This window comes from Falsiroseomonas ponticola (assembly GCF_016805305.1).
GTDB classification, from domain to species: domain Bacteria; phylum Pseudomonadota; class Alphaproteobacteria; order Acetobacterales; family Acetobacteraceae; genus Falsiroseomonas; species Falsiroseomonas ponticola.
Window position 1 is genome coordinate 1 of the sequence record NZ_JAERQN010000017.1, and the last position, 19788, is coordinate 19788.

The following is a 19788-nucleotide window of genomic DNA, read 5'->3' on the forward strand; positions in this document are numbered from 1 at the left end:
GAGCACCCGACGGTCATCCACGCGCGGGACGCCGTGCGAGAGCGGGAAGTGCGGCCGGATACGCCGCATCTGGGCAGGGGTGAGCAGGAACGGGACGGACATGGCGACACCTCCGCCCCGTCCAGAATCACGCCAGGCCGCGTCGGCGCAAGCTGATTAATGGGTCCTGAGCCTAGGCAGCGGGCGCTTCCGGGCCGGGCTCCAGCCCCTCATCCAGCGGCGCGGCCACGGCCTCATCCGCATCCTTCTTCCAGCCGCGGCGCTCCTCGCACAGGCGGCGCGCCAGCAGCGCGGCGCCGACCGCGCCGCCGCCGACGGCCAGCGTCGCCGCCGCGGCGGTCGCGACCGCCAGGCCCATCATCGTGCCCGTCGCCATTCGCAGCATCATGGCAAAGTCTCCTTCTTGCCCGGCCTATCTGGGGCCGGGGCGCCTCGGGGCAAGCGGAATGGGGGGCGGCGCCAGGGACCGTTCCGCGGCGCAGGAGCACACGATGGCGCCATCGGCCAGGCGGTTCGGCATGGTGACCTCCTCGCAATGCGGGCATTGCACGGGCTCGGGGCGCGTCAGTTCCATGCGGCGGGGTCCTGCGGCAGGCCGGCGGCCAGCATGCGGAGCTGCGTCAGCGCGCCGGCGGCCGCGGCTTCCTCGATGCCCTCCATCATGTGCGCGGCCTTGGCCCAGCCCGCATTGGCGGCGACGCCGCGCAGCGCATGGGCCACGGCCCGGGCTTCCGCCGCATCGCCATCAGCCGCGGCGGCCGTCAGGCGGGGGATGCGCCTGGCCCATTCCTGCCGGAAGGCCGCCTGCAGCGCATCCCCGCCGGCGGCGGAGGGCGTGGCGAGGATGGGCGTGTAGAGCGTGACGTAGCCGCCACCCGGCAACGGCGTGCGCCGCAGTTCGAGCCGGCTGCCATCCGGCCTTTCGCGCTGCAGACGCTGCGGCACGGTGCCGTCATGGAACATCTTCATGCGGCGCTCGGTCTCCGCTTCCGGATCGACCATGCCGAATTCGCCGGCCTCCGCCTGCAGGCGGATCACCTCCCGCAGCGGCATCCCGATCCGCAGCGCGCGGCGCGGCACGCCGGCATAGTCGGGAAAGCGCGGATTCCAGCCGGCCAGGCGGAGTTCCGCATCCACCACCAGGATGCCGTCCGCCATCGCGGCCAGCACGCCGTCCAGCATTCGGGCCTTCGCCTCCGCCCGTTCCGTGACCTGCCGGAGTTCCGCATTGGCCGCGGCCAGGTGGGCGTTGCGGGCATGGAGCTGCAGGTCCCGCCGCCGCAGGCGCCTTGCCTGCACCACCAGCGCCACCGCCGCCGCCACCGCCGCCACGGCCATCAGCCCGCCCAGGACCAGGCCGGCGCGCGGCTCATCCATGCCCTGCGCGAGGGCGGGGGGTGCCAGCAGCGTGGCCAGGGCGACCAGCGGGATCAGCATCGTCACCTCCCGCCTGATGGTTGTCGGGTCAACCCTTGCCTTCTACCCGCGCGTGCCGAAGGGCGGCAAGATCGCGCGGCCGGGCCGCTTCGTGCCGCAGTGCATCAGGCGGGCTTGCCCCCGGGGGGCCCCATTGGCATGTTCCGCCCACTCCCAACCCCAGGGCGCGATCGAGGTGTCCCGGCACGGGCGTTCGGCAAGGAATGAGGCATGGCCAAGATCAAGGTGAAGACCCCCGTCGTCGAGATGGACGGGGATGAGATGACGCGCATCATCTGGGGGTTCATCAAGGACCGCCTGATCCTGCCCTACCTCGACATCGACCTGAAGTACTACGACCTGGGCGTCGAGTACCGCGACCAGACCGATGACCAGGTGACGGTGGATGCCGCCAACGCGACCAAGCAGTACGGCGTCGGCGTGAAGTGCGCGACCATCACCCCGGACGAGGCGCGGGTGAAGGAATTCGGCCTGAAGAAGATGTGGCGGTCGCCCAACGGCACCATCCGCAACATCCTGGACGGCACGATCTTCCGCGAGCCGATCATCATCAAGAACGTCCCGCGCCTGGTGCCGCACTGGTCGAAGCCGATCGTCGTCGGCCGCCACGCCTTCGGCGACATCTACCGCGCGGTGGAGATGAAGGTCCCGGGCGCCGGCAAGGTGACCATGACCTACACGCCGGAAGGCGGCGCGCCGCAGGAGATCGGCGACTTCGTCTTCAAGGGCCCCGGCGCCTTCATGGGCCAGCACAACCTCAACGCCTCCATCGAGGGTTTCGCCCGCGCGAGCTTCAACTACGGCCTGCAGCGTGGCTATTCCGTGTACTTCAGCCACAAGAACACGATCCTCAAGGCCTATGACGGCAACTTCAAGGACATCTTCAAGTCCATCTTCGATGCCGAATTCGCCGACCGCTTCAAGGCGAAGGGCCTGGTCTATGAGGACCGCCTGATCGACGACATGGTGGCGTCCGCCCTGAAGTGGGAAGGCGGCTACATCTGGGCCTGCAAGAACTACGATGGCGACGTGCAGTCCGACATCGTGGCCCAGGGCTTCGGCAGCCTCGGCCTGATGACCTCCGTGCTGCTCTCCCCGGACGGCAACACGGTGGAGTCCGAGGCCGCGCACGGCACGGTGACGCGCCACTACCGCGAGCACCAGAAGGGCCGCGAGACCTCCACCAACCCGATCGCGTCCATCTTCGCCTGGACGCGCGGCCTGTCCTACCGCGGCAAGTTCGACGGCACGCAGGATGTGGTGGACTTCGCCGAGGCGCTGGAGCAGGTCTGCGTGGAGACGGTCGAGGCCGGCCACATGACCAAGGACCTGGCCCTGCTGATCAGCAAGGACCAGCCCTACCTCAACACGCAGGACTTCCTCGCCAAGCTGGACGAGAACCTGAAGAAGAAGATGGGCTGAGGGCCCTCGGGCACCGGGCCATCCGCGGCCGCCAGGGGAAACCCTGGCGGCCGCTTCCGTTCCGGGGGTAGGAAGCGCGCATGCATGAGCTCTCCGCCTTCGATATCGCCGGCCTCGCCGTCTTCGCGCTGTGCTGGATCGGCTACGCCACCGCGGTCGGCCGCGTGCCGCGCTTCCGCGATGCCAGCGTGATCGCCGCGATGGATGAGCATCGGCGCCGCTGGATGCGCGCCATGCTGGACCGGGAGAACCGGATCGCCGACATGGCGGCGATCGGCAACCTGATGAACAGCACCAGCTTCCTGGCCACCACCAGCATCTTCATCCTGGGCGGCCTGGTCGCGCTGCTGGGCGCGCCGGACCTCGGCCGCCGCGTCGTCGCCGCCCTGCCCTATGCGATGGTGCCGGACGAGGTGGTGTGGGAGCTGAAGATCGCCCTGCTGCTCGTCATCTTCGTCAACGCCTTCTTCGAGCTGACCTGGGCGCTGCGGCAGTTCAACTACAGCTCCATCCTGGTCGGCGGCATCCCCGGCGCGCCCGCGACGCCGGAGACGATCGCCCAGGCGGAGGTCGCAGCCCGCGTGCTCAACCGCGCCGCGCGTCACTTCAACACGGGGCTGCGCAGCTACTATTTCGGCCTAGCCGCCCTGGCCTGGATCGCGCATCCCGCGCTGCTGATGGTGGCGAGCCTCTTCGTGCTGCGGGAACTCCATCGCCGGGAGTTCCGGTCCGAGGTGCGGGAAGCCGTCTCCGCGCCGGAGGTCACGCGCGCCTATCGGCGCTGACATCGGCGCCCTTCTCGATCCGGCGCAGCACCTCCCAGAAATCGCGGAAGATGGCGGCGCGGATGGCACGGTCCGCGGCATCCTCCGCCAGCCGGTCCGGGTGGAAGGCGCGGGCGAAGGCGATCTTGGCCTGCTGGAAGCGGTCATCCCCCGGGCGGCGCCAGGGCAGGCGGAAGCCGCTGCGCCGCCGCGCGGCCTCGGCCAGGGCGAGTTCCGCCCGCGCCAGGCGCAGCTCCGACCTCAGCCGCGCCACCTCCGCCGCCAGCTCCTCCTCCCCCGCCCGCAGCGCCTGGCGAGGCGGCGGGCGCAGGCGGCCGGCCCGTGCCAGCAGCACGCCCAGCCGCAGCCGGGGCGCGCGCAGCAGCCGCCAGGCCGCGCGCAGCAGCCGCCAGATGGCATAGGCGACCAGCACGGGCAGGATCGCGATCAGGGTGCCGGCAAGGGTGACGAGCATCGAGCCTTCCCTCCCCGGAAGGCCGCGCCAGGGTGGGCGGGTTTCCTCGCCCCGCTGTTAACAGCGCCGCAACGCGAGCACGCGGTCGAGCGGCAGGGCGCGGCCGATGGCCCGCCGGCCGCCGCTGCGGCTTTCCACCGTGGTCGCCATCGTCAGCGCGTTCAGCACCGCCTCCTCCGTCGCCTCCGCCGCCGCGACGAAGAGGGGGGAGGCCTTGTCGTTCGGCAGCTCGGCGTAGCGGGCCACGCCGGCGCGGCGTTCGGCCGTGCGGATCACGTCGGGATGCGTCGCGAAGGCCAGCGCATAGTCGCCCGAGCCGTCGGAGAAGGCGGCGCCCGTGCGCGCGATGCCCGCCATGGCGCGGCGCGCGAGGCGCTGGAGGTTGCGGTCGGACAGCGGCGCATCCGTCGCCAGGATCACCATCACCGACCCATCGGCATCCGCCTGCTGCGCCACATGCTCCGCGAGGTAGTATTTCTGCAGGCCGCGCCCGACCTCCAGCCCCGCCATGCAGAGCGCGCCGCCGTAATTCGCCTGCACCAGCGCGCCGACCGTCCAGCCGCCGAGCGCGGCCGGCAGCACGCGGCTCGACGTGCCGATGCCGCCCTTCCAGCCGAAGGCCATGGTGCCCGTGCCGGCGCCCACGCTGCCTTCCGCCACCGGGCCGGTGGCCGCCGCCGCCAGGGCCGCCGCGCCATGCGCCGCGGTCACGCCGCGGGCGCGGATGTCGTTGAGCCGCCCGTCATTGGTCTCCCCGACCACGGCGTTGACGCTGCGGACCTGCTCGTTGCCGGGCTGGGCGAGCGTCCAGTCCACCAGCGCCTCCATCGCCCGGCCGACGGCGAGCGTGTTGGTCAGCAGGATGGGCGTCTCCAGCTCCCCCAGTTCCTGCACCTGGGTCACCCCCGCCATCTTGCCGAAGCCGTTCATGGCGAAGAGGCCGGCGGGGACGCGATCGGCGTAGAGGTTGCCCGGATGCGGCCGGATGGCGGTGACGCCGGTGCGCGTGCCCTCGCCCTCGATCACCGTGACCTGGCCGACCAGGACGCCGGCGACATCGGTGATGGCGTTCAGCGGGCCGGGCGGGAGGATGCCTGGGGCGAAGCCGAGGGCGCGGGCGCGCTGCCTCGTGGTCGCTTCACCCATGCGCCGGCCCCGCCGCCTGCGTGCTTCAGCCGCCCAGCGCGGCCCTGATCGCCGGCAGGGCCTCCGCCGCCTTGGCAGCGTCCGGCCCGCCGGCCTGGGCCATGTCCGGCTTCCCGCCGCCGCCCTTGCCGCCGATGGCGGCGCTGGCCGCGCGCACCAGCGTCACGGCATCGGTCTTGCCCTTCGCGGCGTCGCCGATGCCGACGAAGACGCTGGCCTTGCCCTCCGCCGTCGAGACCACGCCGACGACATCGGCGGTGCCGGACTGCAGGATGGCCTCGACCACGCCCTTCAGGTCCTTGGGCGGCATCTCGCCCAGCTCGCGCAGCGCCACGCGCAGCCCCGCGATGGTCTCGACCTCCGCCGCCGCGCCGCCGGTCGCCAGCTTCTTGCGGAGATCGGTGATCTCGCGCTCCAGCTTCTTCCGCTCCTCCAGCAGGTTCGTGATGCGGTCCGCCAGTTCCGCCGGGCGCGCCTTCAGCACGGCGGCGGCCTCGTTCAGCTGGCGATCGCGCTCCTCGATCAGCTTGAGGGCGGCCTCGCCCGTCACGGCCTCCACGCGGCGGATGCCGGCGGCGACGGCGCCTTCCGCCACGATGCGGAACAGGCCGATATCGCCGGTGCGCTTCACATGCGTGCCGCCGCAGAGTTCCAGCGAATAGACGCCGAAGCGCTCCGTCGCGTTGGGGTCATGCCCCATGGAGACGACGCGCACCTCCTCCCCGTACTTCTCGCCGAACAGCGCCATGGCGCCGATCTGCACGGCGGCGTCGGGGGTCATCAGGCGGGTGACGACCTCGGCATTCTCGCGGATGCGGCTGTTCACCTCCGCCTCCACCCAGGCGAGGTCCGCATCCGTCATCGGCGTCGGCTGGCTGACGTCGAAGCGCAGCCGGTCCGGCGCGTTCAGCGAGCCCTTCTGCGCGACATGGGTGCCGAGGCGCCGGCGCAGCGCCTCATGCAGCAGATGCGTCGCCGAGTGGTGGGCGCGGATGGTGGAGCGGCGGGCGTGGTCGACCTCCGCCTGCACGGCGAGGCCCACCTTCGCCTCCCCATGCGCCACGACGCCGACATGGACGAAGAGGTCGCCGAGCTTCTTCTGCGTGTCGCGGACGACGATGCGGCAGCCCTCGCCGGCCGAGATCAGGCCGGTATCGCCGACCTGGCCGCCGCTCTCCGCATAGAAGGGCGTCTGGTTGAGGATGACGGAGACCTCGGTCCCTGCCACCGCGCTGTCCACCACCTGGCCATTGGCGACGATCGCCAGGATCTCACCCTCCGCCGTCTCCGTGGAGTAGCCGAGGAATTCGGAGGCGCCGAGCTTCTCCTTCAGGTCGAACCAGAGGGTCTCCGTCGCCGCCTCGCCCGATCCGGCCCAGGCGGCGCGGGCGCGCTTCTTCTGCTCGGCCATCGCGGCCTCGAAGCCCGCGGTATCGACCGTCTTGCCCTCGCCGCGCAGCGCGTCCTGCGTCAGGTCAAGGGGGAAGCCGTAGGTGTCGTAGAGCTTGAAGGCGATGTCGCCGGGCAGCGTGCCGCCCTCGCCCAGCCGGCCCGATTCATCGGCCAGCAGGCCGAGGCCGCGCTCCAGCAGGCTGCGGAACTTCGTCTCCTCCAGCCGCAGCGTCTCCGTCACCAGCGCCTCGGCGCGGAGGATCTCCGGATAGGCGGCGCCCATCTGGCGGGTCAGGGCGGGGACCAGGCGGTGCAGCAGGGGCTCCCGCGCGCCCATCATGTGGGCGTGGCGCATGGCGCGGCGGAGGATGCGGCGCAGCACATAGCCGCGGCCCTCATTGGAGGGCATGACGCCATCGGCGATCAGGAAGGTGCCGGCGCGGAGGTGGTCCGCCACCACGCGGTGGCTGGTCTTCCACTGGCCATCGGGATCCTGGCCGGTCGCCTCGCTGCTCGCCAGGATCAGCGCGCGCAGCGTGTCCGTGTCGTAGTTGTCGTGCTTGCCCTGCAGGATGGCGGCGAAGCGTTCCAGCCCCATGCCGGTGTCGATCGAGGGGCGCGGCAGCGGCACGCGGGTGCCGGGGGGGCCTTCCTCGAACTGCATGAAGACCAGGTTCCAGATCTCGATGAACCGGTCGCCATCCTGGTCGGCGGAGCCGGGCGGGCCACCGGCGATCTTGTCGCCATGGTCGAAGAAGATCTCGGAGCACGGGCCGCAGGGGCCGGTATCGCCCATGCGCCAGAAATTGTCGGAGGTCGGGATGCGGATGATGCGGCTGTCCGGCAGCCCGGCGATCTTCTTCCAGTAGACGGGGGCTTCCTCATCCTCGGAATAGACCGTCACCAGCAGGCGGTCCTTCGGCAGGCCGAAATCCTTGGTCAGCAGCTCCCAGGCATGGCTGATCGCCTGTTCCTTGAAGTAGTCGCCGAAGCTGAAATTGCCCAGCATCTCGAAGAAGGTGTGGTGGCGGGCGGTGTAGCCGACATTGTCCAGGTCGTTGTGCTTGCCGCCGGCGCGAACCGACTTCTGCGCGGTGGTGGCGCGCGAATAGGGGCGCTTCTCCTGCCCGGTGAAGACGTTCTTGAACTGCACCATGCCGCTGTTCGCGAACATCAGCGTCGGGTCGTTCCGCGGCACCAGGGGCGAGGATTCCACCACCTCATGCCCGTTGCGGCGGAAGTAGTCGAGGAAGGTGGCGCGGATGTCGTTGCTGCTGGTCATCGCCTGATCGCTGCCATCGTCGCTGTCCGCGGGCGATCTGCCCGCGGATCGGGTGCCGGCGCCCCGGCCGCAAGGCCCAGGCGAAAGCCGCGTCCCTTACCGCGCGATGACGGAGGCGTCGAGGGTGGTCCGCCGGAACCCCCGCCCGGCGGCACCGTTCGGAGGGGTGAGGGCGGGCCCAGGAATGCCCGGCCACCACACACCACCCGAGGGAGGCCCATCATGGCCGAGGACTTCAAGTCGCTGATGATCGAGGCGCTGCAGGATGCCTACAGCGCCGAGACCCAGCTGGTCGAGGCGCTGCCGGAGATGGCGGCGGCGGCGCAGAGCCCGACGCTGCGCCAGGCCTTCGAGGATCACCTGGCGCAGACGCGCGAGCACATCGCCCGCCTGGAACGCGCCGCGGAGATGCTGGACGCCGACCCCGAGGGGGAGGAATGCGAGGCGATGGAAGGCCTGACCGCCGAGGCCGAGGAGATCATGGACGACCATGACGAGGGCCCGGTGCGCGACGCCGCGCTGATCGGCGCCGCGCAGAAGGTGGAGCACTACGAGATCGCGACCTACGGCACGCTCTGCGCCATGGCCAAGGCGGCGGGGCTGCAGGAGGTGGCGGACCTTCTCGGCCAGACTCTGTCCGAGGAGAAGGCGGCGGATGAGAAGCTGACGGTGCTGGCGGAGCGGGAAGTGAACCCGGCGGCGCTGGCGGCCTGACGCAGGAAGGGCGGAGGGGAATACCCTCCGCCCCTTTTCGTTCCGGGACGCGCCGCCTTATTCCGCCGCCGCGGCCTCGTCATTCTCCCCGGCCAGCATGGTGCTGGCCAGGCCGTTCGCCTGGGCGCGGATGCGCTTCTCCACGCTCTCCGCCATGGCGGGGTTGTCGCGCATGAACTGCTTGGCGTTCTCCCGCCCCTGGCCGATGCGCTGGCTGTCGCAGCTGAACCAGGCGCCGGACTTCTCCACGATGCCGGCCTTGACGCCGAGGTCGATGAGCTCGCCGACCTTGGAGATGCCCTCGCCATACATGATGTCGAAATCCACCTGCCGGAACGGCGGCGCCATCTTGTTCTTCACCACCTTCACGCGGGTCTGGTTGCCCGTCACCGTCTCCCGGTCCTTGATGGAACCGATGCGCCGGATCTCCATGCGGATGGAGGCGTAGAACTTCAGCGCGTTGCCGCCCGTCGTCGTCTCCGGGTTGCCGAACATCACGCCGATCTTCAGGCGGATCTGGTTCAGGAAGATCAGCAGGGTGTTGGAGCGGGAGACGCTGCCCGTCAGCTTACGCAGCGCCTGGGACATCAGGCGGGCATGCAGGCCGACATGGCTGTCGCCCATCTCGCCCTCCAGCTCCGCCCGCGGCACCAGCGCGGCCACGCTGTCCACCACCAGCACGTCGATGGCGCCGGACCGCACCAGCGTGTCGCAGATCTCCAGCGCCTGCTCGCCGGCATCCGGCTGGCTGATCAGCAGGTTCTCCACATCCACGCCCAGCTTCTTGGCGTAGCCGGGGTCCAGCGCGTGCTCCGCGTCGATGAAGGCGCAGGTGCCGCCCTTCTTCTGCGCTTCCGCGATCATGTGCAGCGCGAGCGTCGTCTTGCCCGAGCTTTCCGGGCCATAGACCTCGATGATCCGGCCCTTCGGCACGCCGCCGATGCCGAGCGCGAGGTCGAGGCCGAGCGACCCGGTGGAGATGACCTCCACCTCCTCCGCCGCCGCCTTGTTGCCCATGCGCATGATGGAGCCCTTGCCGAAGGCCCTCTCGATCTGGCTCAGCGCGGCGTCCAGAGCCTTCGTCTTGTCCATGAGGCTCGCTCTCCCGAACTCCCGGGCCCGATTCCCGGTATCAACCTGGAGGCGCAATCCCCGGCCGGATCCTCACCCGCCGGTCACACCCCGCATCACCTTGGACCAGGAAGCGCCGCGACTCCAAGTGCCGCGCGGCCGCCTGTCCTTCGGCGCGGAATATGGCCTGGAACGGCCAGCCCGACAAGAACATTTAGGAAACTTTCACCGCCCCTTCCGGCAGGATGCCTTTCAGTTCCGTGACCAGCGCCCCCAGGCTGTAGGGCTTGGCCAGCAGCCGGATGCGTTCCGCCGCCAGGTCCCGCCCCAGCGCCGCCTCGGCATAGCCGGAGACCAGCAGCACCGGCAGCGTGGGCCAGCGGTCCCTCAACCGGGCGGCGAGCTCCAGCCCATCCACCCCCGGCATCACCACGTCCGAGACCAGCGCCAGCGGCATGGACTCGACCTTCTCCAGCATCTCCAGCGCCTCTTCCGCGCAGCCGGCGCTGATCACCTCGAACCCCGCCCGGCGCAGGGCGCGTTCCGCCAGGCGCAGCAGCGGCACCTCGTCCTCCACCAGCAGCACGGCGGGGCCGCCCGGCAGCGGCTCCGGCGCCGGCGGGGCGGGCGCGGCCACGGGCGGGGCGACCATGGCGGTGGGCACCACCGGGTCCGCCGGCCCTTCATGCCGCGGCATCCAGATGCGGAAGCGCGTCCCCTCCCCCCGCCGGCTGTCCACGGCGATGAAGCCGCCGGATTGCCGCACGATGCCATGCACGGTGGACAGGCCGAGCCCCGTGCCCCCCTGTTCGCGCTTGGTGGTGAAGAACGGGTCGAAGATCCGGGGCAGCACTTCCGGCGGGATGCCGGCACCGCTGTCGGCGACCTCCAGCATCGCGTAGCGCCCGGCGGGCAGGGTCTCGGTCCCGATCGTCTCCGGCGAGAGCACCACGGCGTGGCCCGTGGCGATGCGCAGCGACCCGCCCTCGGGCATCGCGTCCCGCGCGTTCAGCGCCAGGTTCATGATGACCTGGTCGAGCTGCGTCGGGTCCATCCGCACGCGGCGCGACGGCTCCTCCAGCGCGATGGAAAGCCGCACCCGGCTGCCGAGCAGGCGGCGCAGCAGCTCCCCCATGGCGGAGACGGCGATGTTGAGGTCCACCACGCGCGGCCGCAGCGCCTGCTGCCGGGCGAAGGCCAGCAGCTGCTTCACCAGCGCGGCGCCGCGCCCGGCGCTTTCCAGCACCTGGCGCAACTCCGCCGCCCCCTCCCCGGCCGGTGCGCGGGACAGGGCGGCTTCCGCGCTGCCGGCGATCGCGGTCAGCAGGTTGTTGAAGTCATGCGCGATGCCGCCGGCCAGCGCGCCCACGGCCTGCAGCCGCGCCGCCCCCGCCTGCTGCTCCGCCGGCCGCGCCGCGATGCGCGACAGGCGCAGCACCGCGCCGCGTTCGGGCGACGGCAGGCGCCGGTGCTCCATCTCCAGCCGCGGCGAACCCTCCGACGCCATGGCGATCGCCACGCGCTGGCCGGTGGCCAGCGCCGTCAGCGCCGCCTCCTTCCCCTCCGCCGCCATCAGCGCGGCGATCGGCAGGCCCGGCCGCGGCGGCAGCAGCGGGCCGCAGAGCCCGGCGAATTCCGCGTTCCAGGTCAGCAGCCGGTCCTCGGCATCCAGCAGCGCGATCCCGGGCGAGGCCGCGTCCAGCACCGCGCGCACCATCGCGTCCTCCGCCGGACGGCGGTTGCGGCCACGAAGCAGGTCCTGCAGGGTGCGGCGCGGATCAGGCATTCGGTTCTCCTCGGCGGCACCCCGCCAGGCCCCGGGGATCACCCTGGGACGGCAGCGAGGGCACGGGCGTGATCACGGCGTCAAGCATGCCGTGCGGCGGCGCCATTCTGGCGCCAGACATAGGCGATGATCTCGGCCACCGCCTGGTAGTGTTCCGCGGGAATCTCCGCATCGACCTCCAGCCGCCACAGCGCGCGCGCCAGCGGCGGATTGGCCACCAGCGGCACGCCGGCCTTCGTCGCGGCATCGCGGATGCGCGCCGCCATGGCATCGACGCCCTTGGCCACGACCTTCGGCGCGGCCTCCCCGCCGCCATAGGCCAGGGCCACGGCGTAGTGCGTGGGATTGGTGATGACGACGGCGGCGTTGGGCACAGCGGCCATCATGCGCCGCCGCCCCTGGGCCTGGCGCATCTGCTTGCGGCGCGCCTTCAGCATCGGGTCGCCGTCGGATTCCTTCGCCTCGTCCCGCAGGTCCTGCCGGCTCATCCGCATCTGGCGCGCGAAGCGGAAGCGGACCCAGAAGAGGTCGAGCAGCGCCACCCCGGCGAAGGCGGCCAGCGCCGCCAGCATCAGCCGCATCGCCACCGCGCCCGCCGCCTGCGGCAGCGCCGCCGCGGGCTGGTGCAGCGCCGCCTGGAGCGCGGAGAGATCCGACCCCACATGCCACAGCGCGGCGCCGACGATGCCGAGCTTCACCAGCGTGCGGAGGAACTCCATCAGCGCCTCCGGCCCCACCAGCCGCTTCAGCCCCGCCCAGGGGCTGACCTTGCTGAGCCGCGGCACCATGGACTTGGCGGAGACGAGGCCGCCGGTCTGCACCAGCGTCGCCGCCGCGGCGCCCAGCATGACCGCCACCGCGATGGGCGCCACCACCAGCCCGCCCTTCCAGAACAGGGCCAGCGCCGCATCCGCCATGCCGAGGCCATGCGCCGATTCAAGCGCGCCGCGCATGGCGCGCATCAGGTCGAAGCCCAGCGTCGGCAGGACCAGCATCGTCGCCAGCGTCCCCGCCGCCAGGCCCGCCCAGCCCACCACCTCCCGCGACAGCGCGACCTGCCCTTCCTCCCGCGCCCGCTGCAGGCGCTTCGGTGTGGCGGCCTCGGTCTTGTCGCCGGCCTCCGGGCCATCACCCTCCTCGGCCACCGCTCAGCGCGCCCCTGGCAGGGCGGCGAAGCCCACGCGCAGCGCCTCCAGCAGCGTCGCGATCATCGGCGGCGCCAGCAGGGCCAGCAGGCCGAGCCCGGCCAGGATCTGCCCCGGCACGGCGATGAAGAAGGTCTGCACCTGCGGCGCCAGGCGCGACAGCAGGCCGAGCGCCACGTTCAGCAGCACCGCGCCGACCACGAAGGGCGCCGAGATGCGCAGCGCGAGGTCGAGGGAATCGGCGCCGATCCGCGCCACCGCCAGCGCCCCCGGCCCCGCCGGGAAGGGCGCGCCCGCCGGCATCACCGCGTAGCTTTCCGCCAGCGCCGCCAGCGGCACCTGGTAGAGCCCGGTGGACAGCACCAGCACCGCCGCCATCAGCGCGAAGGCCCGCCCCAGCGCCGTGCCGCCCATGCCGAGCGAGGCGTCGTAGGCAAACAGGCTCGACAGCCCGACCAGCGTCGCGACCGCCTGCCCCGCCATGGCGAAGGCGATCACCAGGATGCGCGCCAGCGTGCCGATCCACAGGCCGACGACGATCTCCGTCACCACCAGCCGCGTCATCTCCGCCAGGTCGTCCGGCATGGGCGGCAGGCCCGGCGCCAGCACGGGCAGCAGCAGCGCGACGAGCGCGAGGCCGAGGCCGAGCCGCAGCGGCGCCGGCACCTCCGCCTCCCCCACGCCCGGCAGCAGCATCACCGCGGCACCCAGCCGGGCGAAGGCCAGCGCGGCCTGGAACACCAGGCCGGGCAGCATCTGCAGCAGCGCGTGGTCCGCTTCCGTCACGGCATGCCGCCGAGCGCCACCATGCGGTCGAACAGCGTGCTGCTCCATCCCTGCATGACGGAGGCGGTGAAGGGCCCCAGCAGCAGCATCAGCGCGCCGCCCATCACCAGCTTCGGCAGGAAGGCCAGCGTCGCCTCCTGCACCTGCGTCAGCGCCTGCACCAGGGAGACGGCGAGGCCCACCACCAGCACCGCGACCAGCGGCGGCCCCATCACCTGCATCGAGACCCAGATCGCTTCGCGAAGCGACTGGGCCATGGCTTCCTCGACCATCCTGCCCTCCTGGCACCCCGCATCCCCTCATGGGCGCGGCGACGCACGCGACCGGCGTGCGTCAGATCGGCATGCGCATCACATCCTGATAGGCGGCGACCACGCGGTCCCGCACCGCGACCGTGGTCTGCAGGGCGAGTTCGGCGCGGGAGATGGCGAGCACCGCTTCCGTCACGCTGCCCTGGCCCATCAGCGCCTGGGTGGAGGCGGCATCGGCGCTGCGGCCGAGCTCGACGGCGCTTTCCATGGCGCGGGCCAGGACGCCGCCGAAGCCGCCCTGCTCCCCGCCCGTCGCCGCCGTGCCGCCGCCGGCCTGCGCGGCATAGGCGGCCGCGGCGCGCAGCGCGCCGGTCGTGCCGGCTACCGGCATGGCCACTCAGTCCGCCCCGGCATGCTCAGCGCAGCGCCTCGATCGCGCGGGTCAGCATGCCGCGCGTCGTCTCCAGGACCGAGAGGTTGGCGCTGTAGCTGCGCTGCGCCTCCCGCATGTCCATCACCTCGACCAGGCTGTCCACGTTCGGCGTCTTGACGTAGCCGCGCGCATCGGCGGCGGGATGGCTCGGTTCGTAGCGCGTCGGGAAGTCGCCGGGCGCGGTGCCGATGCGCGACACGCTCACCAGCTCCGCCCCCATGGCGCGATCGAGGCGGTTGGCGAAGTTCACGGTGCGGCGGCGATAGGGGTCGGCGCCCGGCGCCTCCCCGGTGCTGTCGCGGTTGGCCAGGTTCTCCGCCACCACGCGAAGCCGGGTGGATTGCGCCGCCATGCCGGCGGCCGAGATGCGAAGCGCGCGATCAAGATCCATGCGGTGCTGCCTCCTCCTGCCGCCCCGCTCAGCCCTGTCGGCCGAGCGCGAGGCGGACCATGCCCATGACGCTGCGATGCACGGCCATGGCCAGCGCATGCGCGGTATCGGTTTCCGCCACCCGGACCGCTTCCCGGTCCAGCGAGACGGCGTTCCCATCCGGCGCCGTCTCCGCCAGCGCGCGGTCCTGCGCGGTGCCGGCCGTGGCCTGCCCGGTGCCGCGGAGATGCGCGGGCGAGGTGCGCGCCAGCGGCGGCGCGCCGGCCGCGGACAGGACCTGGGCGAAGGGCACCACGTCCCGCGGCCGGTAGGCCGGCGTGTCGGCATTGGCGATGTTCTGCGCCAGCACCACCGTCCGCCGGTCCAGCCAGGCAAGGCGGCGCTGCGCCAGCGCCAGCACGTCATGCCCCCCGCCGGCCGGCCTTCGCGTCGATGTGCCCGTCACGTCCATGCCCCATCCTGGCCCCGGGGTGATGAAGGAAGGGTTTCGATCGCGGGGTGGCCACGCCGCTCGCGGGGGCCCGCGCCCGCCGTGCCGCTGAGGTAACCGCGCCGGCGTAGAGGAAGCGTTCATCCCGCCATGCGCCAATGGGCGCCATGCCGAAAACCGCCACCCATGCCGAGGCCGTCCACGCCGCCATCGAGGCCATGGGCGGCACCGTGGCCGTCGCCCGCGCGCTGGTGGAAGGCGGGCGGCGCGTCGATCTCGAAGGGCTCGACCGCGATGCGGCCGCGCTCTGCGCCGCCGTCATGGCCCTGTCGCCGGAGGATGGGCGGCGCCTGCGCCCGGCGCTGGAGGCGCTGCTGCGCCAGGTGGATGGCCTGACCGCCGAGGTGGCCCGGCACTGACGCGGCAGGACGCCGCGTCCTCGACACCCCAATCGAAAACACCCCTGTCGAAACGGGACTCCAGGATGGAGCGGGATGAACGACATCAGCCTTCTGACCGCGGGCCTGACGGCCGGCGCCGCGCTGGTCGCGGTGCTGGCCGCGCTGCTGCTGACGGCGCGCATGGCGCGCGCGGCCGGGATCGGCGCCCGCACCGGCCGCCGCCTGGCGGTGGAGGAGACGCTGGCGCTGGACAGCCGCCGGCGCCTGGTGCTGCTGCGCTGCGACGGCCGGTCCCTGCTGCTGCTGACCGGCGGCGCGCAGGACCAGGTGGTGGGCTGGCTGCCGGATCCCGGGCCGCCTTCCTCCTGATCCTGCTGGCGCTGCTGCTGGGGCCCAGCGGCGGCGCGCTGGCGCAGAGCCTGAACATCGACCTCGGCGCCGCCGGCACCGGCCAGGGCGGCACCACGGCGCGGCTGGTGCAGCTGACGGCGCTGGTCGGGCTGCTTTCCCTCGCGCCGTCGCTGCTGGTGATGATGACGGCCTTCGGGCGCATCGTCATCGTCCTCGCCTTGCTGCGCAGCGCCATCGCCGCGCCGTCCATCCCGCCCAACCCGGTGCTGGTGGGCCTCGCGCTGTTCCTGACCCTCTTCGTCATGGAACCCGTGCTGCAGGCCTCCTGGACGCAGGGCATCCAGCCCCTGTCGGAAGGGCGGATCGGGGAACTCGCCGGCCTCCAGGCGGCGGCGGAGCCGTTCCGGCGCTTCATGGCCTCCCAGGTGCGGGAAGCGGACCTCCAGCTGTTCATGGACCTCGCCCGCCTGCCGCCCTCCACGGCCGGGGAGGCGCCGTGGCGCGTGCTGACGCCGGCCTTCATGGTCAGCGAATTGCGCCGTGCCTTCGAGATCGGCTTCCTGATCTTCCTGCCCTTCCTGGTGATCGACCTGGTCGCCGCCAGCCTGCTGATGTCGCTCGGCATGATGATGCTGCCGCCGACGGTGGTGGCGCTGCCCTTCAAGCTGGCCTTCTTCGTGCTGATCGATGGCTGGCGCCTGGTGGCGGGCAGCCTGGTGCAGGGTTTCGTGCCATGATCGCGACGATGCCAGGGAGGACGGCGCCATGATCTTCACCACCACCAGCACGGTCGAGGGGCGGGAGGTCGATCGCTACCTCGGCGTCGTCTTCGGCGATGCCGTGCTCGGCGTGAACGTCTTCAAGGACCTGCTCGGCGGGCTGCGCGACATCATCGGCGGCCGGTCCGGCACCTATGAACGGGAACTCGGCTCGGCGCGGGACACGGCGCTGGCCAATCTCAGCCAGCAGGCCGCGGCGGTGGGCGCCGATGCCGTGCTCGGCATCGACATCGACTACGAGGTGCTGGGCAGCAACAACGGCATGCTGATGGTCAGCGCCTCCGGCACCGCGGTGAAGCTGAAGCCGGCCGCGGGCGCCGCCGGCGCCTCGCCCTGGGGGCGTTCGCCGGGGTAAGTTTTCGCAACCCAGGATTGTGCTTGCGTTGCGCCATGCCCGCTTCGTAACGTCCCCGCAAGGGGAGGACGGCCATGCGGCTTGTGCTCATCGCGGTGCTGCTGCTGCTCGGCCATGGCGCGATGGCGGAGGAGACCCTGATCGAATGCAGCCCGGCGCGCGCCCCGGGCGTGACGGAGCAGACGGGATCGCGCTTCATGGTGCGATCCTCCGTCGCGCGGCACCTGACGGATGCCGCGCCGACGCTGAAGCTGGACAGCGCGCGGCAGACCGCGATGGCGGTGCCGACGATCGAGGTCACGGCCTTCCGCCCCGAGGGCATCGCCAGCGCCGCCGAATGGCGCGCCACCTGGTTCGAGGCGGTGCTGCACCCCGCCGGCCGGCCCATCCTGGCGGAGGCCCTGCTGCGCGGCACGGTGCGGCCCCCTGCCGCGGGCGATGACCGCACGCCGCTGGTGGCGGAATTCCCGACGCTGGATGGCGGGTGGCTGCCGTCGCGCTGGGATGTCTATGTGCTGGCCTGCGTGGACAAGGGCCATGACGGCGCCTCCGGCCGGGAGAACAGCCGGGAGGTCCGCGCCTTCGCCCGCCAGCCGCTCTACGTCTCCAGCCTCAAGCTCTCCGCCGCCACGGGCATCGCCGCGGCGCTCGGGCTCTACCTGCTGCTGGCGCTGGCCACGCTGCGCACGCAGCGGCGGCAATACGCCTTCGCGCGGGACCGCGCGCAGGCCGAGGGGCGGCACCTGTCGCCGCTGGCCTTCGCGCTGAGGCCCACGACCATCATGCAGGACGCCTTCGGCCATTGCAGCCTGGCGCGCTTCCAGGTGCTGCTCTTCACCCTCGTGCTGACCGGCATCTACGCCTATGTGCTGATGCGCATCGGCACGCTGTCGAACCTGTCGAACAGCGTGCTCGGCCTGCTCGGCATCACGCTGACGGGCTCCGTGCTCGGCCGCGTCGCGGATGGGCCGGTGCTGGAAACGCCGAACCGCGTCTGGCTGCTGGGCACCGGCATCCTGGACCCGACCCCGCGCCTGCCGGAATGGACCGACCTGATCGCCGGCGACGGCGAGATCGACGTGACGCGCGTGCAGGCGCTGGCCTTCACCATCTTCGCCGCCGCCGCCCTCATCATCAAGGGAACCGGCAACCTCGCGAGCTTCGAGATCCCCGACGAGATCAACTACCTCATGGGCATCAGCCAGGCCGTCTATGTCGCGGGCAAGGCGCTGCCGCGGGATGCGGCAAAGCGGCTGAACGACGAGGTCCGCGCGATGCGGGAGGCGGAGCGGGCGGCGCTGGACGCGGACGATGCCGCCCACCCTTCCGCGCTGCGCGGGTTCGAGACGGCGCGCAACGCCATCGGATCCGTGCTGTTCGACGTCTTCGGCGACCGCTTCGACGATCGCGCGCTGCGGGACATGGTGCCGGGTCAGCGACGGGCGCCACCCATTCCGGCGGCGCCCTGAGGGTCAGCGACGGCCGCCGCCAATGCCGGCGGCGCCCTGAACCGCCGCGTCAGCGCGGCAGGTGCATGCTGATATAGGGCGGCAGGTTGAAGGCGCCGACATGGATCTCCGGCGTCCAGTAGCGCGTCGTGTCCAGCACGCCCGCGACATCGGCGCGGCGGCGGATCTCCTCCACCGGCACCTGGCGCAGCGACGCGTCCTTGGCCGCCCAGCCCAGCGTCATGAAGCCGCCGACATAGGTCGGCACCGCCGCGACATAGGCCCAGTTGTCGGGGAAGGACTTGGCGCGGCGCAGCGCCGTCTCCCGCAGCTCATCCGCCTGCATGGCCGGCACGCCGCACTGGTTCACGATCAGCCCGCGGTCGGACAGCAGCCGCGCGGCATTGGCGTAGAACTCGTCGGTGAACAGCACCTCGCCGACCCCGATCGGGTCCGTGCTGTCCACGATCACGACATCGAAGCTGCCGGCTTCCGCCTGGCGGACATAGTCGATGCCGTCGCCGACGATCACCTGGGCGCGCGGGTCGGTCCAGGCATCGCCGGCGATGCCGGGCATGAATTCCTTGGCCAGGCGGATCACCTCGCCATCGATCTCCACCATCACGGCCTTCTCCACCGTGCGGTGCTGCAGGACGCGCTTCAGCACGCCGCCATCGCCCGCGCCGATGATCAGCACGCGCTTCGCCGCGCCATGCGCCAGCAGCGGCACATGGGCGATCATCTCCTGGTAGACGAACTCGTCCATCTCCGTGATCTGGACGACGCCGTCGAGGAGCATGACGCGGCCATGCGTGAAGCTCTCGAACACCATGATGTCCTGGAAATCGGACTTCACGCGGGCGAGTTCGCGCTTCACCAGGAAGCGCTGGCCCCATTCGGCGTAGAGCGTCTCATTCACCCAGGTGTCGGTCGGCATGGTCTGGTCCCGGACAGGAAAAAGGGGGCGGGCCCTGCGGCCCGCCCCCGTCGATGACGGACGTGGCGGCGCGTCAGCCGATCAGGCCGCGCTTGTGTTCCGCCAGCTGCACGCGCTCCGCCTGGAAGCCCTTCTTCAGGGCCGGCAGCGCCTTGTACGGATCGCATTCGCCGCAGACGAAGATGTCGAGCGCGGCATAGTCGCGTTCCGGCCAGGTGTGGATCGACACATGGCTCTCCGCCAGCACCAGCACACCGCTCACGCCGCCATTCGGCGAGAAGTGGTGGAAGTGCCCGTGCAGGATGGTCGCGCCCGTGGCGAGCGCGCCTTCCCGCAGGACCGCATCGATGTGGTCCGGGTCGTCGAGGTTGGTGGCGCCCCACAGATCGATGATCAGGTGGGTTCCCGCGTAGCGGACGCCATTGCGGTGGACGAAGTAGTCCTTCGTCTCCCGGTTCTCATCGGTCTGGGCGTCGCTCGGGAGTTCCGAGACCATCCCCAGTTGGACGAGAGCTTCCATAGTATAGGGCTCCTTCCAGCCAGCAGATGACCAGGGTGATCGAACATCGATCGGGTCAACGGCGCGCGCATA

23 protein-coding genes and 1 pseudogene are annotated in these 19788 nt (G+C 71.6%); 8 read left to right on the forward strand and 16 right to left on the reverse strand.

Features of this window, described 5'->3' with window-relative positions:
* The 3 genes and pseudogenes from JJI54_RS29480 to JJI54_RS29490 all read right to left on the reverse strand — a co-directional run.
* Positions 1-102 (reverse strand): annotated as a pseudogene (locus JJI54_RS29480) (IS5/IS1182 family transposase); the annotation flags it as partial.
* A gap of 70 nt (positions 103-172) precedes the next feature.
* Positions 173-388: a hypothetical protein gene (locus JJI54_RS29485; protein ID WP_203077018.1), complete on the reverse strand. Its 216-nt coding sequence runs from the start codon at positions 386-388 to the stop codon at positions 173-175.
* Positions 389-564: 176 nt separating this feature from the next.
* Positions 565-1437: a PAS domain-containing protein gene (locus JJI54_RS29490; protein ID WP_203077019.1), complete on the reverse strand. Its 873-nt coding sequence runs from the start codon at positions 1435-1437 to the stop codon at positions 565-567.
* A gap of 210 nt (positions 1438-1647) precedes the next feature.
* Here JJI54_RS29490 and JJI54_RS29495 point away from each other — a divergent pair, with 210 nt between their 5' ends.
* The gene (locus tag JJI54_RS29495; RefSeq protein WP_203077020.1) at positions 1648-2859 is read left to right on the forward strand and encodes an NADP-dependent isocitrate dehydrogenase; all 1212 of its coding nucleotides are present in this window, start codon (positions 1648-1650) and stop codon (positions 2857-2859) included.
* A gap of 80 nt (positions 2860-2939) precedes the next feature.
* Positions 2940-3644, forward strand: a complete 705-nt coding sequence (locus tag JJI54_RS29500) for a DUF599 domain-containing protein (RefSeq protein ID WP_203077021.1) — start codon at positions 2940-2942, stop codon at positions 3642-3644.
* Here the strand turns inward: JJI54_RS29500 and JJI54_RS29505 are convergent.
* Genes JJI54_RS29505 through alaS form a run of 3 tightly spaced genes read right to left on the reverse strand, consistent with a single transcriptional unit; the run spans position 3622 to position 7918 of the window.
* Positions 3622-4098 (reverse strand): hypothetical protein, encoded by a 477-nt coding sequence (locus tag JJI54_RS29505; protein ID WP_203077022.1) that lies wholly within the window; start codon positions 4096-4098, stop codon positions 3622-3624. The two genes, JJI54_RS29500 and JJI54_RS29505, sit on opposite strands and share 23 nt — an antisense overlap.
* A gap of 57 nt (positions 4099-4155) precedes the next feature.
* Positions 4156-5244: a P1 family peptidase gene (locus JJI54_RS29510; RefSeq protein ID WP_203077023.1), complete on the reverse strand. Its 1089-nt coding sequence runs from the start codon at positions 5242-5244 to the stop codon at positions 4156-4158.
* A 25-nt stretch (positions 5245-5269) separates the two neighbouring features.
* A complete protein-coding gene (gene alaS / locus JJI54_RS29515) occupies positions 5270-7918 on the reverse strand; it encodes an alanine--tRNA ligase (protein WP_203077024.1) in 2649 nt (882 codons plus the stop codon).
* A gap of 222 nt (positions 7919-8140) precedes the next feature.
* Between alaS and JJI54_RS29520 the strand changes: the two genes are divergently transcribed.
* Positions 8141-8632 (forward strand): YciE/YciF ferroxidase family protein, encoded by a 492-nt coding sequence (locus JJI54_RS29520; protein ID WP_203077025.1) that lies wholly within the window; start codon positions 8141-8143, stop codon positions 8630-8632.
* A 57-nt stretch (positions 8633-8689) separates the two neighbouring features.
* Here JJI54_RS29520 and recA read toward each other — a convergent pair whose 3' ends face one another.
* The 8 genes from recA to JJI54_RS29560 form a co-directional block, all read right to left on the reverse strand.
* Positions 8690-9724 (reverse strand): recombinase RecA, encoded by a 1035-nt coding sequence (recA, locus tag JJI54_RS29525; RefSeq protein WP_203077026.1) that lies wholly within the window; start codon positions 9722-9724, stop codon positions 8690-8692.
* A gap of 193 nt (positions 9725-9917) precedes the next feature.
* Positions 9918-11489 carry an ATP-binding protein gene (locus JJI54_RS29530; protein WP_203077027.1) on the reverse strand — a complete coding sequence of 524 codons (1572 nt, stop codon included), beginning with the start codon at positions 11487-11489 and terminating at the stop codon, positions 9918-9920.
* Positions 11490-11569: 80 nt separating this feature from the next.
* Positions 11570-12634, reverse strand: a complete 1065-nt coding sequence (locus tag JJI54_RS29535; RefSeq protein WP_203077028.1) for an EscU/YscU/HrcU family type III secretion system export apparatus switch protein — start codon at positions 12632-12634, stop codon at positions 11570-11572.
* A 3-nt stretch (positions 12635-12637) separates the two neighbouring features.
* A complete protein-coding gene (locus JJI54_RS29540) occupies positions 12638-13420 on the reverse strand; it encodes a flagellar biosynthetic protein FliR (protein WP_318987610.1) in 783 nt (260 codons plus the stop codon).
* Positions 13417-13692, reverse strand: coding sequence for a flagellar biosynthetic protein FliQ (locus JJI54_RS29545; RefSeq protein WP_092961383.1), 276 nt, complete (start codon positions 13690-13692; stop codon positions 13417-13419). Before JJI54_RS29545 ends, JJI54_RS29540 begins: the two co-directional genes overlap by 4 nt.
* Positions 13693-13753: 61 nt before the next feature.
* Positions 13754-14062 (reverse strand): flagellar hook-basal body complex protein FliE, encoded by a 309-nt coding sequence (locus JJI54_RS29550; RefSeq protein WP_203077030.1) that lies wholly within the window; start codon positions 14060-14062, stop codon positions 13754-13756.
* A gap of 25 nt (positions 14063-14087) precedes the next feature.
* Positions 14088-14495 (reverse strand): flagellar basal body rod protein FlgC, encoded by a 408-nt coding sequence (flgC, locus tag JJI54_RS29555; protein ID WP_203077031.1) that lies wholly within the window; start codon positions 14493-14495, stop codon positions 14088-14090.
* Between the two features lie 28 nt (positions 14496-14523).
* Positions 14524-14946 carry a flagellar basal body rod protein FlgB gene (locus JJI54_RS29560; RefSeq protein ID WP_203077032.1) on the reverse strand — a complete coding sequence of 141 codons (423 nt, stop codon included), beginning with the start codon at positions 14944-14946 and terminating at the stop codon, positions 14524-14526.
* Positions 14947-15092: 146 nt separating this feature from the next.
* On the opposite strand from JJI54_RS29560, the gene JJI54_RS29565 reads away from it, so the two are divergent.
* The 5 genes from JJI54_RS29565 to JJI54_RS29585 all read left to right on the forward strand — a co-directional run bounded on the left by JJI54_RS29565 (position 15093) and on the right by JJI54_RS29585 (position 18280).
* Positions 15093-15344, forward strand: a complete 252-nt coding sequence (locus tag JJI54_RS29565; protein WP_203077033.1) for a hypothetical protein — start codon at positions 15093-15095, stop codon at positions 15342-15344.
* 75 nt (positions 15345-15419) lie between these two features.
* Positions 15420-15695, forward strand: a complete 276-nt coding sequence (locus JJI54_RS29570) for a flagellar biosynthetic protein FliO (RefSeq protein ID WP_203077087.1) — start codon at positions 15420-15422, stop codon at positions 15693-15695.
* Positions 15662-16414 carry a flagellar type III secretion system pore protein FliP gene (fliP, locus tag JJI54_RS29575; RefSeq protein WP_203077088.1) on the forward strand — a complete coding sequence of 251 codons (753 nt, stop codon included), beginning with the start codon at positions 15662-15664 and terminating at the stop codon, positions 16412-16414. Before JJI54_RS29570 ends, fliP begins: the two co-directional genes overlap by 34 nt.
* A 28-nt stretch (positions 16415-16442) precedes the next feature.
* On the forward strand, positions 16443-16811 hold the full coding sequence (locus JJI54_RS29580) for a heavy metal-binding domain-containing protein (RefSeq protein WP_203077034.1): 369 nt from the start codon (positions 16443-16445) through the stop codon (positions 16809-16811).
* Between the two features lie 74 nt (positions 16812-16885).
* Positions 16886-18280, forward strand: coding sequence for a hypothetical protein (locus tag JJI54_RS29585; RefSeq protein WP_203077035.1), 1395 nt, complete (start codon positions 16886-16888; stop codon positions 18278-18280).
* A 49-nt stretch (positions 18281-18329) separates the two neighbouring features.
* Here the strand turns inward: JJI54_RS29585 and speE are convergent, their stop codons facing one another.
* Positions 18330-19196 (reverse strand): polyamine aminopropyltransferase, encoded by an 867-nt coding sequence (gene speE, locus JJI54_RS29590; protein WP_203077036.1) that lies wholly within the window; start codon positions 19194-19196, stop codon positions 18330-18332.
* 73 nt (positions 19197-19269) lie between these two features.
* Complete coding sequence (speD, locus tag JJI54_RS29595; RefSeq protein ID WP_203077037.1) at positions 19270-19716, reverse strand: adenosylmethionine decarboxylase; 447 nt, start codon at positions 19714-19716, stop codon at positions 19270-19272.
* Positions 19717-19788: the final 72 nt, after the last annotated feature.

Coding starts and splice junctions, on each gene's coding strand:
- JJI54_RS29485 (WP_203077018.1), bottom strand. CDS start 388: ATGATGCTGCGAATGGCGACGGGCACGATGATGGGCCTGGCGGTCGCG.
- JJI54_RS29490 (WP_203077019.1), bottom strand. CDS start 1,437: ATGCTGATCCCGCTGGTCGCCCTGGCCACGCTGCTGGCACCCCCCGCC.
- JJI54_RS29495 (WP_203077020.1), top strand. CDS start 1,648: ATGGCCAAGATCAAGGTGAAGACCCCCGTCGTCGAGATGGACGGGGAT.
- JJI54_RS29500 (WP_203077021.1), top strand. CDS start 2,940: ATGCATGAGCTCTCCGCCTTCGATATCGCCGGCCTCGCCGTCTTCGCG.
- JJI54_RS29505 (WP_203077022.1), bottom strand. CDS start 4,098: ATGCTCGTCACCCTTGCCGGCACCCTGATCGCGATCCTGCCCGTGCTG.
- JJI54_RS29510 (WP_203077023.1), bottom strand. CDS start 5,244: ATGGGTGAAGCGACCACGAGGCAGCGCGCCCGCGCCCTCGGCTTCGCC.
- alaS (WP_203077024.1), bottom strand. CDS start 7,918: ATGACCAGCAGCAACGACATCCGCGCCACCTTCCTCGACTACTTCCGC.
- JJI54_RS29520 (WP_203077025.1), top strand. CDS start 8,141: ATGGCCGAGGACTTCAAGTCGCTGATGATCGAGGCGCTGCAGGATGCC.
- recA (WP_203077026.1), bottom strand. CDS start 9,724: ATGGACAAGACGAAGGCTCTGGACGCCGCGCTGAGCCAGATCGAGAGG.
- JJI54_RS29530 (WP_203077027.1), bottom strand. CDS start 11,489: ATGCCTGATCCGCGCCGCACCCTGCAGGACCTGCTTCGTGGCCGCAAC.
- JJI54_RS29545 (WP_092961383.1), bottom strand. CDS start 13,692: ATGGTCGAGGAAGCCATGGCCCAGTCGCTTCGCGAAGCGATCTGGGTC.
- JJI54_RS29550 (WP_203077030.1), bottom strand. CDS start 14,062: ATGCCGGTAGCCGGCACGACCGGCGCGCTGCGCGCCGCGGCCGCCTAT.
- flgC (WP_203077031.1), bottom strand. CDS start 14,495: ATGGATCTTGATCGCGCGCTTCGCATCTCGGCCGCCGGCATGGCGGCG.
- JJI54_RS29560 (WP_203077032.1), bottom strand. CDS start 14,946: ATGGACGTGACGGGCACATCGACGCGAAGGCCGGCCGGCGGGGGGCAT.
- JJI54_RS29565 (WP_203077033.1), top strand. CDS start 15,093: ATGCCGAAAACCGCCACCCATGCCGAGGCCGTCCACGCCGCCATCGAG.
- JJI54_RS29570 (WP_203077087.1), top strand. CDS start 15,420: ATGAACGACATCAGCCTTCTGACCGCGGGCCTGACGGCCGGCGCCGCG.
- JJI54_RS29580 (WP_203077034.1), top strand. CDS start 16,443: ATGATCTTCACCACCACCAGCACGGTCGAGGGGCGGGAGGTCGATCGC.
- JJI54_RS29585 (WP_203077035.1), top strand. CDS start 16,886: ATGCGGCTTGTGCTCATCGCGGTGCTGCTGCTGCTCGGCCATGGCGCG.
- speE (WP_203077036.1), bottom strand. CDS start 19,196: ATGCCGACCGACACCTGGGTGAATGAGACGCTCTACGCCGAATGGGGC.
- speD (WP_203077037.1), bottom strand. CDS start 19,716: ATGGAAGCTCTCGTCCAACTGGGGATGGTCTCGGAACTCCCGAGCGAC.